Origin of the sequence: Nocardia sp. NPDC051321, from assembly GCF_044455225.1 — a bacterium.
Taxonomy (GTDB): domain Bacteria; phylum Actinomycetota; class Actinomycetes; order Mycobacteriales; family Mycobacteriaceae; genus Nocardia.
Window position 1 is genome coordinate 73,306 of sequence record NZ_JBITEM010000016.1, and the last position, 13,353, is coordinate 86,658.

Here is a 13,353-nt window from a genome sequence, read left to right on the forward strand (position 1 = left end):
GCGATAGTAATAGCGTTGGGATGGAACGGATTCCGACCGCCGAGTGCATTAATCGGTCGATTCCGCTCGGTCCGGAGGAAGCACGGTTGGGCAGGCCGGAACCAGCTGATTTGATCGAAGGCGGTGGCTTCACCGACCTCGTGCAGTCATTCGTCTCGGAACTTTGTGCGACGGCGGACTACTCTTCGGCAGTCGCGCTGGCCACCACCGACGCGAAAAAACTGTGGCGGCACGCGGTGGACCGCGCCCAGGGCAGGCAGGCGAGCGGCTCGTTATCGGCGAGCGACGACCGGCCGGTGTACTGGGCCCGCCTGGCCGAGGTGGCCGCGGTGCAGCAGTGGCAGCCGTCGTTCGGATTATCACCACAGCAACGCGCCGACATCGTCGGGGCGATCGACCGAACGGGTCGTGGCCAGGATGCCATTGCCTACTCGACACCCCGCTCGACCACCCGGCATGTCCTGATCACCGGCTTCGACCCCTACAAGCTGGACTCCGAGATCAGGAACGGAAACCCGTCCGGCGCAACAGCCTTGGCGTTGAACGGCAAGACCATCCAAACCGCCCAGGGCCCTGTCGAATTCGCCACCGCGATGTTTCCGGTCCGCTGGCGCGACTTCGGCAATGGAGTGGTCGAACAGACCTTGCGGCCGTTCCTGACCGGCGGCGCCGACCAGGTGGACATGTTCGCCACGCTCAGCGTCGGCAGCCCAGGGGAATTCGACCTGGAGCAGACCAACGGGGCCTGGCGTGGCGGCAAGGCCGACAACGAATCCGTCTGCTACCTGGGTAGCGTGCCCAATACCGCCGCCGCGGGTGCGGCGCCACAGTGGACCCGATCGACCCTGCCACTACCCGAAATGGCCGCCGTTCCCGGACAGTTCCCGGTCAAGGTGCGCACCTCGGTGGACACCGCGCTGCTGCCCTTCTTCCCCGCGCTGCCGGTTATCACCGATTGCCGCGTTCCCGCCATACCCGGTGTCCCCATGCCCGACGGCCCGCCGCCGGACTCGACCGCGTGGGCGGGTGGTGGTGGCAGCTACCTCTCCAACGAAAGCGCCTATCGGGCAACGCTATTGCGCGATGTCGCGGGCACCGGCCTGCCCGGTGGGCACATTCACACCCCGGTACTCGAGGGTCTGCCCGAGGCCGGATTGACCGGTCCGGAGTTCGAGGGCAACCGCGATGCGATCATCACCCAGCTCACCGGCCTGCTGCTGACCGCCGCGGACTCGACCAGAACCTGAATCTCGCCGCGGCCACCAGCGTTCGCCCCTAGCAGACCAACCGAACCCGAGCACGAATCGCCCGCACCACCGGCCGGTGCACCGAGTTCTCCAGTGCGCTTCGAGAATTCGGGTACCGTCTGCGGCCGTCGTGGCGAAATGGGGCCCCTTGCCCCTCGTTTCGGGAGGTTCGGGAGATTTCAGACAGCAGGGTTTCTCGGCGCCGCCTGCTCGGCACCCTGGCCGCGGGAGCCGTCGCCTCCGGCGCGATCGCGGCGACCGGGTGTGCGCCAGGCACCACCGGCGATCGTTCCGGCGACCGCAGCGAGGCGCTTGCCCGGGAGCTGCTCGGGGTCGACGAGAACGGCGCCGACGTCACGCTGAACTACCTGAAGGTCCTGATCGATACCGGTTTGCCCGCCACGAACGAGCGCAAGAAAGTCATCGTCGTCGGGGCCGGTCCGGCCGGGTTGAGCGCCGCGAACCTGCTCGCCGACGCCGGACATCAGGTCACCGTCTTGGAGGCCAACGGGAATCGAACGGGCGGGCGGGTCAAGACGTTTCGCGGCGTCTTCACCGATCCCGCCCTCTATGCCGAGGCCGGGGCGATGCGGTTGTCCAGCGTGCACCCGATGGCGCTGGCACTTGCGGACAAGCTCGGTGTGCGGCGCAGGCCGTTCTACAGCTCCGACGTGCTCGCGAACACTCGCACACCGCCGACGCCCCCGGTGTACTACCGCGCGCGCACCGGCGAGGAGTGGTCCAATGGGCCGAAGCAACAGTACGTTCCGCCGCCCGCCGCCGGGCGCGGCCTGATCAGGGTCAACGGAATCACAGTCACCCGTGGCGAATACGCCGCGAACCCGGGCCTGGTCCATGCGGGCTTCGGCTGCGACCTCGCGACGCCGAGTAACGCGCTCCTCGACACCGCGCTGCACAAAGCCGAAGTGCTGCAGAGCAAGTCGATCGAGCGCCAGGTCGAGGGCTGGGCCGAGTTGCTGGCCACCTACGAAAACGATTCGCTGCGCGGCTATCTCATGGACCAGGGATGGCCCAAGGAGCGTATCGAGGCCGTCGGCACCCTGGAGAACGTCACCGCCCGGCTGCGGCACAGCGTCATCTTCCCGCTCATCGACCACACCCTGATCCCGGCCGACGCCACCTATTGGGAACTGGCCGGCGGCATGGCCTCGCTCACCGATGCCATGGCCGCGCGATTGGGCCCGGCCATCCTGCTGGGCAAGCGAATGACCCAGCTGGAACAGACCGAGCACGGCGTGCGGATCTGGACCACCGGGGAGACCGGCGACGAAGGTTCCGACGGTCAGCCGACCGGACCGGCCGAATCGTTCGACGCCGACTACGCGGTCGTTGCCATCCCGCTCACCGCCGCCCGGTTCTGCACCTTCGACCCGCCACTGTCCTACGACAAGCGACGCGCAATCATCGAACTGCACCACGACGCCGCGACAAAAGTGTTGCTGGAGTTCAAGAGTCGCTTCTGGGAGGTGGGCCCGGCCGGGTTCCGCGGCGGCCGCTGCGTTACCGATGCCCCCAACCGTTGCCTCTATTTCCCCTCGCACGTCGAGGATTCCGGTGGCGGCGTAGTGCTGGCCGCCTACACGTTCGCCGACGACGCGATGCGCTGGGACTCCCTCACCGACGGCGAACGCGTCCACTTCGCCCTGGCCGGCATGCGCGAATTGTTCGGCGAGCGAGTCGATTCCGAATTCGCCGGCGTCGGCATCACGCAGAGCTGGGTGCGCGCCCGCTACGCCCTCGGCGAAGCCGCCATGCCGACCCCCGGCCAGCTACACGACCACCACATCGCGACCCGATCCGTCGAAGGCCGAGTACATTTCGCCGGCGATCACACCAGCCTCAACACCGCCTGGATCGAGGGTGCCTTGGAAAGCGGAGTCCGCGCCGCGGTCGAGGTCCATCGGCGCTGACGCCCGCGGATCAGCGGACGGCGGCGCTCGAATACTCCGGCAACGGATACTCGGCTTGCGCGCCGATCAGTCGAGTGAGCAAGGCCCGCAACGGGGACAACGGTCGCGACACCAGCACCCGCATGAGGATGAGCGCGAAGGCGACGCCGCGGCGGGTATCGGGATGACGCATTCGCACCGAAACCTCGGTACCCTTCTGCACTTCGGTCACCAGCGGCCGCAGCAGTTCCTCGTAGCGATCGAACGCACGCGCCGAATCGGTTGGCGTCTCGGCAATTTCACCGGCGAGCAGGTACGCGCCGATGAGGGCGAGCGCGGTGCCCATGCCGGTCATCGGCGATCCGCAGTAGGCGGCGTCGCCGAGCAGTACCACTCGCCCCCGCGACCAGCTCGGCATCCGGACCCGGGACACCTCGTCGAAGTAGAAGTCCGGCGCCTCGGCCATGGTGTCCAGAATCGCCGGAACCACCCAGCCGTGTCCGGCCAGCCGATCGCGGATCAGCCGCTGCTGCGCCGCGGTGTCCCCGCGCAGCGCGTCGTCGGCGGGGATGCGGGTGGAGATGATCGCCATCGAGGTCGCCGGGTCCGCGTCGGGCCGCACCGCGACAGTGCTGCCCGGCACGGGATACACCCCCACCCAACCGGTTTCCAGCATGGTCCGCGGTGGCGTCGGGATGGTGAAGAAGCCGATGTAGGCGCCGAGGTATTCGGTGAACTGCTCGTGCGGGCCGAATACTTGTGCACGCGTGGCCGAATGCAGTCCGTCCGCACCGATCACGAGATCGAACTCCGCCTCGGCGCCGGCGGCGAAACGTACCCGCACCGCGTCGGCGTCTTGGTCGAAGGCCTCGGCCCAGTCACCGTAGCGGTAGTCGAGTGCACCGGATTCCGCAGGGAGCGCGGCGATTTCGTCGAGCAACACCTCGTTGAGGTCGCCGCGGGTGATCTCGATCTCGGCGACCAACCCCGCTCCCCCGAACATCTCGGCGGGCATCCTGGCCAGCTGGCGACCGCGGTCGTCGATGAACACCATGCCGCGCTCGTCGAGCTGACGTCGCCGGATCCCCGGCAGCAGACCCATCCGCTCGGCCACCTTGCGGCTCGGCCCGCGCAGGTCGACGGCTTGGCCGCCGGGACGCGCCGCGGGCGCCCGTTCCACCACGGTGGTGTCGATGCCCGCGCGCAGCAATTGCAGCGCGACCGCGTTACCCGCGATACCGCCGCCGCAGACCAGCACCCGAATCGATCCGGACATAATGCCCCTCCCCATGCGACGCCCCTCGGTCAAAACAGTGTTTCACGGAATCAGCTGATGTCGACGGCACCGAGATCGCGCGGGCCGGGCGCGGGCTGCCGCGCACTCTCGCCGCGCCATTCCTGTTCCAGCATCGCGTAGATCAGGGTGTCGCCCCACTCGCCCTTGAACCACAGGTCTTGCAGGTGGACCGCTTCGCGGCGCATGCCGAGGCGCTCCAGCACGCGCGCCGACGCGTGGTTGCGTGGATCCAGGTGTGCGGTGATGCGGTGCAGCGACAGTCCGTCGAAGCCGAGCCGCAGCAACGCGCGCGCCGCCTCGGTCGCGTAACCGTGGCCCGCGACATCGGGCGAGAACACGTATCCGATTTCGCCGGTGCGGTTTTCGGCATCACGCCAGAACAGCACGACGTCGCCGAGCAACCGCCCGGTCGCCTTCTCCTCGACACACAGATTGAGCCCCTGACCCACCTCGGTCAGTTCGGTCCTCGACCACACCCCCGCGATGCGCTCGGCGACCTGTGCGCGGGACATGGGTTCGTACGGCAGATAGCGGCACACGTCCGGTTGCGATTTGTAGGCGAACATGGCGTCGATATCCGCCGGAGTCGCGGGGCGGAGCAGGAGTCGCTCGGTAGTGATCGGCAGATCCGGATGCAGCACGATTTCCGACTATAGCGGCCGCCGGTACCGCCAGTTCGCCCGCAAAATCGGGGTCCCGGACGGCGGCGATTCAAGTGGGGAGACCGCGGAGTACGTATTGCCCTCGTCGCCAGTTGCTGAACAATTCACCGCTGCGGATCGTAGTGATGGATACGGGTGGCGGTTGGCGATCATCCGAACTTCCCGGATTCGAGGTTGTCATGCATCTGTTGTCTTCCGAAGGAAATGCCGGGCCAGCACCCGGCGGCCGCGGTGCGGTGGTGCTCGGTCTGTTCCGTATTCTCGTCGGCCTCTCCTTCACCATCCACGGTCTTTCCGGACTGTTCGCCTGGCCGGTGGCACCGCACGGTGGCCATGTCGCGACGTTCGGCAGCTGGCCGAGCTGGTGGGCCTCGGTGATCCAACTGGTCGCGGGCGGGTTCGTGACGCTCGGCATCGGCACCAGGATCGCCGCGCTGCTCTGCTCGGGTTCGATGGCGTACGCGTTCCTGTTCGTGCATTTGAAGTCCGGTATTTTGCCGATCCAGAACGGCGGCGAGCCCGCCGTCCTGTTCTGCTGGTCGTTCTTCCTCGTCGCCGTTCTCGGCCACGGCGCGTTCGCACTGGACGCCTTGGTCCCCGGCCGCGCACAGCGGCGCTCCGCCCCGGCAGACGTAGCGCCCACTCGCCGCTGATCGGTCAGGCGCGGCTCATTTCGTCCGCGATCGCCTCGGCGAATTCGTCGATGTCGTCCTCGGTGGTGTCGAACGCACACATCCAACGGACCTCGCCGGTGTGCTCGTCCCAGAGGTAGAAGCGAAACCGCTTCTGCAGCCGCTCGGTCACCGGGCGGGGCAGGATCGCGAACACCGCGTTGGCCTGGACCGGACGCACCAGCCGCACACCGTCGATGCCGCGTACGACGGCCTCGAGCCGCCGCGCCATGGCATTGGCGTGTGCGGCACTACGCAACCAGAGATCACCACCGAGCAGCGCCTCGAACTGCACCGAGACGAAACGCATCTTCGAGGCGAGCTGCATCGACATCTTGCGCAGGTAGCGCAGGTCACGGACCGCATCCGGGTTGAGCACGACGACGCACTCGCCGAGCAGCAGACCATTTTTGGTGCCACCGAACGACAGCACGTCCACCCCGGCGTCCGTAGTGAACTCACGCAACGGCACGCCAAGCGATGCCGCCGCGTTCGCCAGCCGGGAACCGTCGACGTGCACCAGCATGCCGCGCTCGTGGGCATGATCGCAGATCGCGCGGATCTCGTCGGCGGTGTACACGGTGCCGAGTTCGGTGCTCTGCGTGATCGACACGGCCAGCGGCTGGGCCCGGTGCTCGTCGCCCCACCCGTAGGCCTGGCGGTCGATCAGCTGAGGGGTCAACTTGCCGTCCGGGGTCGGTACGGTGTGGATCTTTATTCCGGCGAGCTTCTCCGGCGCACCGCACTCGTCCACGGTGATATGCGCGGATTCGGCCGCGTTCACCGCACCCCATCGCGGCAGCAGTGCCTGCAACGCGACGACATTCGCGCCGGTGCCGTTGAAGACCGGATAGGCCGTCGCCCGCTCGCCGAAATGCCCTGCGAAGACGTGCTGGAGGTGGGCGGTGTAATCGTCCCCGCCGTAGGCGATCTGGTGGCCGCCATTGGCCAGCGCCAGTGCGGCAAGCACCTCGGGGTGCATCCCGGCGTTGTTGTCGCTGGCGAATCCGCGCACGGCTGGATCATGCCTGCGGACTGCGTCGGTCATCGGAGTGTCGGTCACAGATCAGCTTCCTATCCAGTTCGATTGTTCGGACTCGCGCACCGCGAAGTCCGCGCGTTTGTTCGGAAGGTCTACGATTGTCGCTTCTACACATTCGAGCATCTACGAAGGGGAAACTCCATGGCACGCAAGGTCGTTGTGACACTGGTCGACGACTATGACGGCAAGTCCCAGGCCGAAGAAACAGTGCACTTCACCTTGGATGGCGTGGCCTACGAGATGGATCTGTCGGCATTGAACGCCAAGCAACTCCGCGGCATTTTCGCGGAGTGGACCGCGACCGCCCGCAAGGTGGGTCGCGCGCCGCGCGGCACGAGCACTCGCTCGCAGCCGTCGGCTGGGCGGGAGCAGACCGGTGTCATCCGTGAATGGGCACGCCAGAAGGGTATTGACGTATCGAGCCGCGGGCGGATTTCGGCCGAGGTGGTGGACGCCTACAAGAAGGCGAGCATGTAACTCCACACCGAACGCCGAGTCGGGCTCGGCCGTGCAGAGCTGGATCTGCCCTGCCGAGCCCGCGGTTTTCTAGCGCAGTCGACCGTTCACCGATCGGGTAATTCGCCGGATTCGTTCGCGCGCAAGCAATTCGGTCATTTCGGTGAGCGAGTCGGCCAAGAGCGGGTGCAGTTCGGCGCGGGCCTGCGCGACGGCGGCCTGGATTACATTGGGCGACACCGTGGGGAATTCCCCGCCCAGTCGCTGAGCGGTGATCCGACTGGCCGTCATCGACTTCACCCACTGCCATACCAGATCCGGTGCGAGCTTGCCCGACTCCCCGCCAAGGCTGGGGGCGGCCGTAATCGGCCCGTATTCCGAACGTTTGCGCGCCGGGCGCACATCGGTCTTATCGCTACTCATCGGCATGCACAACTCCAGAGACGGCCCCAATACGCAGCGAGCCGCGCTTCGGGACCCGACGAAAGTAGTTGAACTCTACACCGAAATACATACCGCAGACCCGGATGTCGGTCGAACAACCGACAGGCGGTCGCGGCAGTCGAGTACTCATCCCAGGCCCGCGTCCTTGGCACGGACGATCGCATTGGCGCGATCGGCGACACCGAGTTTGCTGAAGATGCGGGAGAGGTAGTTGCTGATGGTCTTCGGCGCCAGCCGTAATTCGGTCGCGATCGCGGCATTCGGCAGCCCCGCGGCAACCAGGGTGAGCACGTCGAATTCCCGGGTAGTCAATTCCGGAAACGGGCGGGCGTGCTGGGCGGGGCCTGCCAGCATGGTGGCGAGCCTGCTGCCGATGTGCGGGCTGAGCACCACCCACCCGGCGGAGACCGCGCAGATCGCGCGCAGGATGTCGTCGCGGTCCGCGGCGTTGCGCAGGTAGCCGCCCGCGCCGGCCCGGATCGCGGCGAACACCGACTCGTCGTCCTCGGCGACGCTGAACACCAGCACCGCGACGCCCGGCGCGGAGCGGGTCAATTCGCTGATGACGGCACCGCTTTCGGGTTGTCGCCACTGACCGAGGATCAGCACATCCGGCCGATTCAGCACCGCCTCGCGCAACGCGCCGCCGGCGCTCGTCTCGGCGACGACGGTGATCCAGTCGACGGAGCCGAGCAGCGCCCGCAGCCCGGCCCGGACCACCGCGTGGTCGTCGGCGAGCACCACGGTCAACGGACGCGTTCCGGTCAGCGATGCGCCGATACCGTCGATGACCGAAAGATCCGGCCGAAAGCTTCGCTGATCGACCGCGGTCATCGAACCCCCTCGCACAGTCTTGGTTTCGCTCCCCGCCGGTTTCGCGACGGCTTCCCCGATGAGAATGCGCTGACCAGCTCCGTACCGGAAGATTGCGGACCGCTGACCGAACCTGCGCCGAGACGCTCGACTGCCCAGCCGTCCGGGAAAGGTTCCTGCGCCGCGATCATGGGCGAACCAGGAGTCGATCGTGCGGCTGCGCTGAGCTGTGCTCCCGATCCGCGGCCGAGGATTCCACCTGCCACATCACGCACATCTACGCGGAATATCCGGCGGCAGGTCGTCGGTTGGTTCAGCACATGCAGATCGGTATCAACACCTTCGTCACCGACGAAGGCATCAGCGGCCCGAAGCTCGGCACGGCACTCGAGGAGCGGGGGTTCGAGTCGCTGCTGCTGGCCGAGCATTCGCACATCCCCGCGAGCCGGGATACCCCCTACCCAGGCGGCGGCGACCTGCCGCGCATCTACTACCGCGCGGAGGATCCGTACGTCACCCTCGCCGCCGTCGCGGCCGTCACCCAGACGTTGATCATCGGCACCGGTGTCACCCTGCTGATCCAGCGTGACGTCTTCCACACCGCCAAGCAGGCCGCGACGCTCGACCGAATCTCGAACGGCCGCTTGCTGTTCGGTGTCGGCGCGGGCTGGAATCGCGAAGAGATGGCCAATCACGGCACCGACCCGCGCACCCGCGGCGCGCTGCTCGACGAGCAGATCGCCGCCATCCGCGAGATCTGGACCAAGGATCTTGCCGAATACCATGGCCGTTTCGTCGATTTCGACCCGGTCTACGCGTGGCCCAAGCCCGTGCAGCGGCCACATCCGCCGATCTTCGTCGGTGGTGGCGCGGCCGCGGCACAGCGCGCGATCCGGCACGGCGTCGGTTGGATTCCCCTCGCCGTGGCCGACCCCGCCGCGATACCGGCCCAGCTGGCCCTGCTCGACGGGCATGATCTGCCGGTGTCGGTGGTCGGCGCCGGGCCCGACCCGGCCATCCTCGATGCCTACGCCGCGGCGGGGGTGGAGCGCCTCACCTTCTCGCTGCCGACGCTCCCCGAATCGGAGACCCTCGCCAAACTCGACGAGTTCGCGAAAATCGCCGATAGCTATCTGTCCACTCCCGATTAACCAGGATTTTGCCTGTACCGCTTGGCTCCCGCCAGTTCCGTTCCCAGTTACGGCATGTTCATAGCCCAGTTGCCTCCGACCCACACCATCGCAGTGGTTATAGCAAGCGAACATTCTTTACTCTGCACGTCAGCTACATGTCGTATCGAGAGGAATGCTGTGCCCCACATAGGTTCGGGTTTTCCAAGGCGGCGATTCATCGGTGGGGCGCTCGGCGCGGCGGCGTTGGGTGGTGGGCTGCAAATGCTGCCCGCCGGGATGGCCGAATCCCTCGCGGCGCCCAGCCGCAAAGGGACGTTGAGTGATGTCGAACATGTGGTGATCCTGATGCAGGAGAACCGCTCGTTCGACCACTACTTCGGCACGATGCGCGGAGTACGCGGGCTCGCCGACGCGAGCGCGGTAATCAAGGCGGACGGCCGCAATGTCTACTACCAGCCGGATCCGGGACGGTCCGACGGCGGCTACCTTTTGCCCTTCCACGTCGACACCAAGGTGGTCGACGGCCAGGATCTCGGCGATCTGCCGCACGGCTGGGACGATCAGCATCGCGCGGTGCGCGGCGGGTGGAGCGACGGCTGGACCGCGGCGAAAGGCGAGATGGCCATGGGCTATTTCACCGAGGCCGACATCCCGTTCCATCGCGCGCTCGCCGACGCGTTCACCGTCTGCGACCACTACTACTGTTCGGTGCTCGGGCCGACTACACCCAACCGGCTCTACCACTGGACCGGAACCATCGATGCCGCAGGACAATTCGGCGGCCCGGCGATCAGCAACCCGGCCGACTACAAGCCGGTTTACCGCTGGACCACCTATCCGGAACGATTGCAGGACAAGGGGATCAGCTGGAAGGTCTACGCCAACGACGAGGTGGGTGACGACGGCGGCCACCCGTTCGTCGGCGACTACGGCGACAATCCGCTGTGGCTGTTCGACGCCTATCACGATCCGAAGAACACTGAACTCGCCTCGCGGGCAAAGGTATTCGGTGCCAACAATTGGAAGCCCGACTCCGGGCATGGCAAGCAGGTCGACCACGTACTCGCCGACTTCATCGCCGACTGCTCCGGTAACCGACTCCCCCAGGTCTCCTGGGTGGTGGCTCCCTACGGGTACTCCGAACACCCGGCCGCCCGCCCGGTCGACGGTGCCGCCTACACCCAGGCCGTGCTGAAGGCGTTGTGGGGCAATCAGAACCTGTGGAACTCGACCGCCCTGCTGATCAACTTCGACGAGAACGACGGCTTCTTCGACCATGTGCCGCCGCCGATGGCGCCCCCGGGCACGCCGGGCGAATACGTGAACGGTCAGCCCATCGGTCTCGGCCCCCGCGTGCCGATGCTGGTGATCTCGCCGTGGAGTCGCGGCGGCTGGGTGAACTCGCAAGTGCACGATCACACTTCGGTGATCCGCTTCCTGGAGAAGTGGACCGGCGTCGCCGAACCCAACATCTCCGCCTGGCGCCGCTCCATCTGCGGCGACCTGACCGGCTGCTTCGATTTCGGCAAGACGACCACCTCGGTGCCGGTGCTGCCGGACGCCAATGCCCTTCGGGCAGAAGCCGATGCGACTCAGCGCACGCTGCCGAAACCCGCTCCGCCCGCCGCGGGTAGTCAGCGGCCGCCGGAACAGGAATCGGGCACCAGACCCGCCCGTCCGGTGCCCTATGCCCCCGTGGCGAACGCGACCCTGGCCGCCGGTGGCGCGCTGACCACCACATTCCGCAACACCGGCGCCGCCGACCTGCAATTGGCCGCCTATCGCAACGATGGACGTACCGACGGACCGTGGCGCTACGACGTGAAGTCGGGGGCAACGGTCACCGATACCTGGAACGTGCAGAGCTATCCCGACAAGAAATACGGCATCGCCATTCACGGCGCCAATCGGTTCCTCTGGCGGATGACCGGAACCTCCACCTCACCGCTCGAAGTGACCGCCGCCTACTCCACCGACAACAAACTGCAGTTGTCGATGACGAACAAGGGCACAGCACCCGCCGTCGTCACGGTAAAAGCCAACAGTTACCGCACCGACGGACCGTGGACCTACAAGATCGCGCCCGGCAAAACCACCACCGACACGTGGAACGCCCTCAGCTACGGCAAAGGCTGGTACGACCTGTCACTGACCGTCGACATCGACCCGGTCTACCAGCGCCACTTCCGCGGCCACATCGAGAACGGCCAGCCGAGCGTCACCGCCTGACCGGCGGCTCCGGCCAGGGCGCCAGCTCCGGCCGGGCCTGCTCGAAGGCTGCGGCCAGCTGGAGCAGCCGGACGTCGTCGAAGCGACGGCCGATGAATTGGACGCCGATCGCGGTGCCGTCGGCGGCCTGGCCGCAGTTCATCGAGATGGCCGGATGTCCGCCCGCGTTGAATGGGACGGTGAACCCGATGTGCCGGAACGGCAGGGTCGGGTCACCGTCCGGCGCGGTCTGTTCCACCGGCCAGGCGGTGATCGGGGAGGTCGGTGAAATGAGGAAGTCGACCGTGTCGAGCCTGCGGTCGGTGGCGACGGACATGGCGTCGAACTGTGAGTAGCCGTCGAAAACCTCGGCGCCGGTCAGTGTTTCGGCCCCGGCGATCCAGTCGTGGATGTACGGCAGGATTTTCGCGCTGCGCGATGCGGGCAATGCCCGGACCTCCGACCAGAACCGGACCCGCCAGAAATCGTTCAGCCCGGACAGCATTTCGTCGGTCATGATCGGCTCGACCTTGTCGACCTGTGCGCCAAGGGATTCCAGCAGTTCGGCGACGCTGTGCACCGCGCCGCTGACGACGGGCTCCACCGGCCACCCGGCACCCGCCTCGGTCATCAGGCCGATCCGGACGCCCGCGAGCGCGAGCGGCCTGGCCGCGGCGGTCCACTCGGTGCGGAGTTCCGGTGCGGCGGTGTGATCGCGCCAATCCGGTACCGCCGCAACCGATGTCGCGAGCGCAGCGTCGGCCACCGTCCTGGTGAGCGGTCCGATGGTGCGACCGAGGTACGGCGGAACGACCGGAATACGCCCGAAACTCGGCTTGAAACCGACCACGCCGCACCAGGCCGCGGGCAGCCGGATCGACCCGCCGATATCGGAGCCGTAGTGGATCGGCCCATATCCTGCCGCGGCCGCCGCACCCGCGCCGGAGCTCGAGCCGCCCGGATTACGCGCGAGATTCCATGGATTGCGGGTGATGCCATGGAAACTCGACAGGCCGCTCGACGACATCCCGTAGTCGGGCATCGTGGTCTTGCCGACCAGGATGCCCGCGGCCTCGCGGATCCGGTCGGCGGTGGGACTGTTCGCCGCCGCGGGCGTGAGCTCCGTGGCGGCGGTGCCGAGCGGTGTCGGGCAGCCCGCGGTCGCGATGTTCTCCTTCACGGTGAGCGGGATGCCGTCGAGTGCGCCGGCCGGCTCCCCGCGCCGCCAGCGATCGGCGCTCGCCGCCGCCTCGGCGCGTGCTTGCTCGGCATAGCTGGTGTAGAGGGCGTTGAGGTGCGGTTCCCACTGCTCGATCCGGGTCAGCACCGCATCGATGACCTCGACCGGCGAAAGGGTCCCATCGCGGTAGCCCGCCAGCAGTGCGGTGGCGGGTAGGTCGGCGGGGTCGGTCATGCGGACTCCTCTCGCGCGCTACCGTCCCGCGCGCGGACGCCGAGACACGGCACTGT

At 67.1% G+C, this 13,353-nt stretch carries 12 protein-coding genes; 6 read left to right on the forward strand and 6 right to left on the reverse strand.

All coding sequences use genetic code 11. The features are described 5' to 3' along the window. The first annotated feature begins 20 nt into the window (after positions 1 to 20). Positions 21 to 1,247 carry a hypothetical protein gene (locus tag ACIA8C_RS33925; RefSeq protein WP_397141845.1) on the forward strand — a complete coding sequence of 409 codons (1,227 nt, stop codon included), beginning with the start codon at positions 21 to 23 and terminating at the stop codon, positions 1,245 to 1,247. 392 nt (positions 1,248 to 1,639) lie between these two features. Next, on the forward strand, positions 1,640 to 3,178 hold the full coding sequence (locus tag ACIA8C_RS33930) for a flavin monoamine oxidase family protein (RefSeq protein WP_397141847.1): 1,539 nt from the start codon (positions 1,640 to 1,642) through the stop codon (positions 3,176 to 3,178). A 10-nt stretch (positions 3,179 to 3,188) separates the two neighbouring features. Here ACIA8C_RS33930 and ACIA8C_RS33935 read toward each other — a convergent pair whose 3' ends face one another. Together ACIA8C_RS33935 and ACIA8C_RS33940 are read right to left on the reverse strand one after the other, a co-directional pair. Beyond that, positions 3,189 to 4,433, reverse strand: coding sequence for an FAD-dependent monooxygenase (locus ACIA8C_RS33935; RefSeq protein WP_397141849.1), 1,245 nt, complete (start codon positions 4,431 to 4,433; stop codon positions 3,189 to 3,191). Between the two features lie 50 nt (positions 4,434 to 4,483). Beyond that, complete coding sequence (locus tag ACIA8C_RS33940; protein ID WP_397141851.1) at positions 4,484 to 5,095, reverse strand: GNAT family N-acetyltransferase; 612 nt, start codon at positions 5,093 to 5,095, stop codon at positions 4,484 to 4,486. A gap of 209 nt (positions 5,096 to 5,304) precedes the next feature. Between ACIA8C_RS33940 and ACIA8C_RS33945 the strand changes: the two genes are divergently transcribed. After that, positions 5,305 to 5,769, forward strand: coding sequence for a DoxX family protein (locus ACIA8C_RS33945; protein ID WP_397141853.1), 465 nt, complete (start codon positions 5,305 to 5,307; stop codon positions 5,767 to 5,769). Between the two features lie 4 nt (positions 5,770 to 5,773). Here the strand turns inward: ACIA8C_RS33945 and ACIA8C_RS33950 are convergent, their stop codons facing one another. Further along, entirely contained in the window at positions 5,774 to 6,835 is a 1,062-nt protein-coding gene (locus tag ACIA8C_RS33950; RefSeq protein WP_397142149.1) for a threonine aldolase family protein, read from the reverse strand. 135 nt (positions 6,836 to 6,970) lie between these two features. Here ACIA8C_RS33950 and ACIA8C_RS33955 point away from each other — a divergent pair, with 135 nt between their 5' ends. Continuing rightward, positions 6,971 to 7,306 carry an Lsr2 family protein gene (locus ACIA8C_RS33955; protein ID WP_397141855.1) on the forward strand — a complete coding sequence of 112 codons (336 nt, stop codon included), beginning with the start codon at positions 6,971 to 6,973 and terminating at the stop codon, positions 7,304 to 7,306. 69 nt (positions 7,307 to 7,375) lie between these two features. On the opposite strand, the gene ACIA8C_RS33960 is transcribed toward ACIA8C_RS33955, so the two are convergent. Further along, entirely contained in the window at positions 7,376 to 7,708 is a 333-nt protein-coding gene (locus tag ACIA8C_RS33960) for a hypothetical protein (protein ID WP_397141857.1), read from the reverse strand. Positions 7,709 to 7,855: 147 nt separating this feature from the next. After that, positions 7,856 to 8,563, reverse strand: a complete 708-nt coding sequence (locus tag ACIA8C_RS33965) for a LuxR C-terminal-related transcriptional regulator (RefSeq protein ID WP_397141859.1) — start codon at positions 8,561 to 8,563, stop codon at positions 7,856 to 7,858. 299 nt (positions 8,564 to 8,862) lie between these two features. Between ACIA8C_RS33965 and ACIA8C_RS33970 the strand changes: the two genes are divergently transcribed. Both ACIA8C_RS33970 and ACIA8C_RS33975 read left to right on the forward strand, forming a co-directional pair. Next, on the forward strand, positions 8,863 to 9,693 hold the full coding sequence (locus ACIA8C_RS33970) for an LLM class F420-dependent oxidoreductase (protein WP_397141861.1): 831 nt from the start codon (positions 8,863 to 8,865) through the stop codon (positions 9,691 to 9,693). A gap of 159 nt (positions 9,694 to 9,852) precedes the next feature. Next, entirely contained in the window at positions 9,853 to 11,904 is a 2,052-nt protein-coding gene (locus ACIA8C_RS33975) for a phosphocholine-specific phospholipase C (RefSeq protein WP_397141863.1), read from the forward strand. Here ACIA8C_RS33975 and ACIA8C_RS33980 read toward each other — a convergent pair. Continuing rightward, complete coding sequence (locus ACIA8C_RS33980) at positions 11,894 to 13,297, reverse strand: amidase (RefSeq protein WP_397141865.1); 1,404 nt, start codon at positions 13,295 to 13,297, stop codon at positions 11,894 to 11,896. The two genes, ACIA8C_RS33975 and ACIA8C_RS33980, sit on opposite strands and share 11 nt — an antisense overlap. Between the last annotated feature and the right edge of the window lie 56 nt (positions 13,298 to 13,353).

Coding starts and splice junctions, on each gene's coding strand:
- ACIA8C_RS33925 (WP_397141845.1), top strand. CDS start 21: ATGGAACGGATTCCGACCGCCGAGTGCATTAATCGGTCGATTCCGCTC.
- ACIA8C_RS33935 (WP_397141849.1), bottom strand. CDS start 4,433: ATGTCCGGATCGATTCGGGTGCTGGTCTGCGGCGGCGGTATCGCGGGT.
- ACIA8C_RS33950 (WP_397142149.1), bottom strand. CDS start 6,835: ATGACCGACGCAGTCCGCAGGCATGATCCAGCCGTGCGCGGATTCGCC.
- ACIA8C_RS33955 (WP_397141855.1), top strand. CDS start 6,971: ATGGCACGCAAGGTCGTTGTGACACTGGTCGACGACTATGACGGCAAG.
- ACIA8C_RS33960 (WP_397141857.1), bottom strand. CDS start 7,708: ATGAGTAGCGATAAGACCGATGTGCGCCCGGCGCGCAAACGTTCGGAA.
- ACIA8C_RS33965 (WP_397141859.1), bottom strand. CDS start 8,563: ATGACCGCGGTCGATCAGCGAAGCTTTCGGCCGGATCTTTCGGTCATC.
- ACIA8C_RS33970 (WP_397141861.1), top strand. CDS start 8,863: ATGCAGATCGGTATCAACACCTTCGTCACCGACGAAGGCATCAGCGGC.
- ACIA8C_RS33980 (WP_397141865.1), bottom strand. CDS start 13,297: ATGACCGACCCCGCCGACCTACCCGCCACCGCACTGCTGGCGGGCTAC.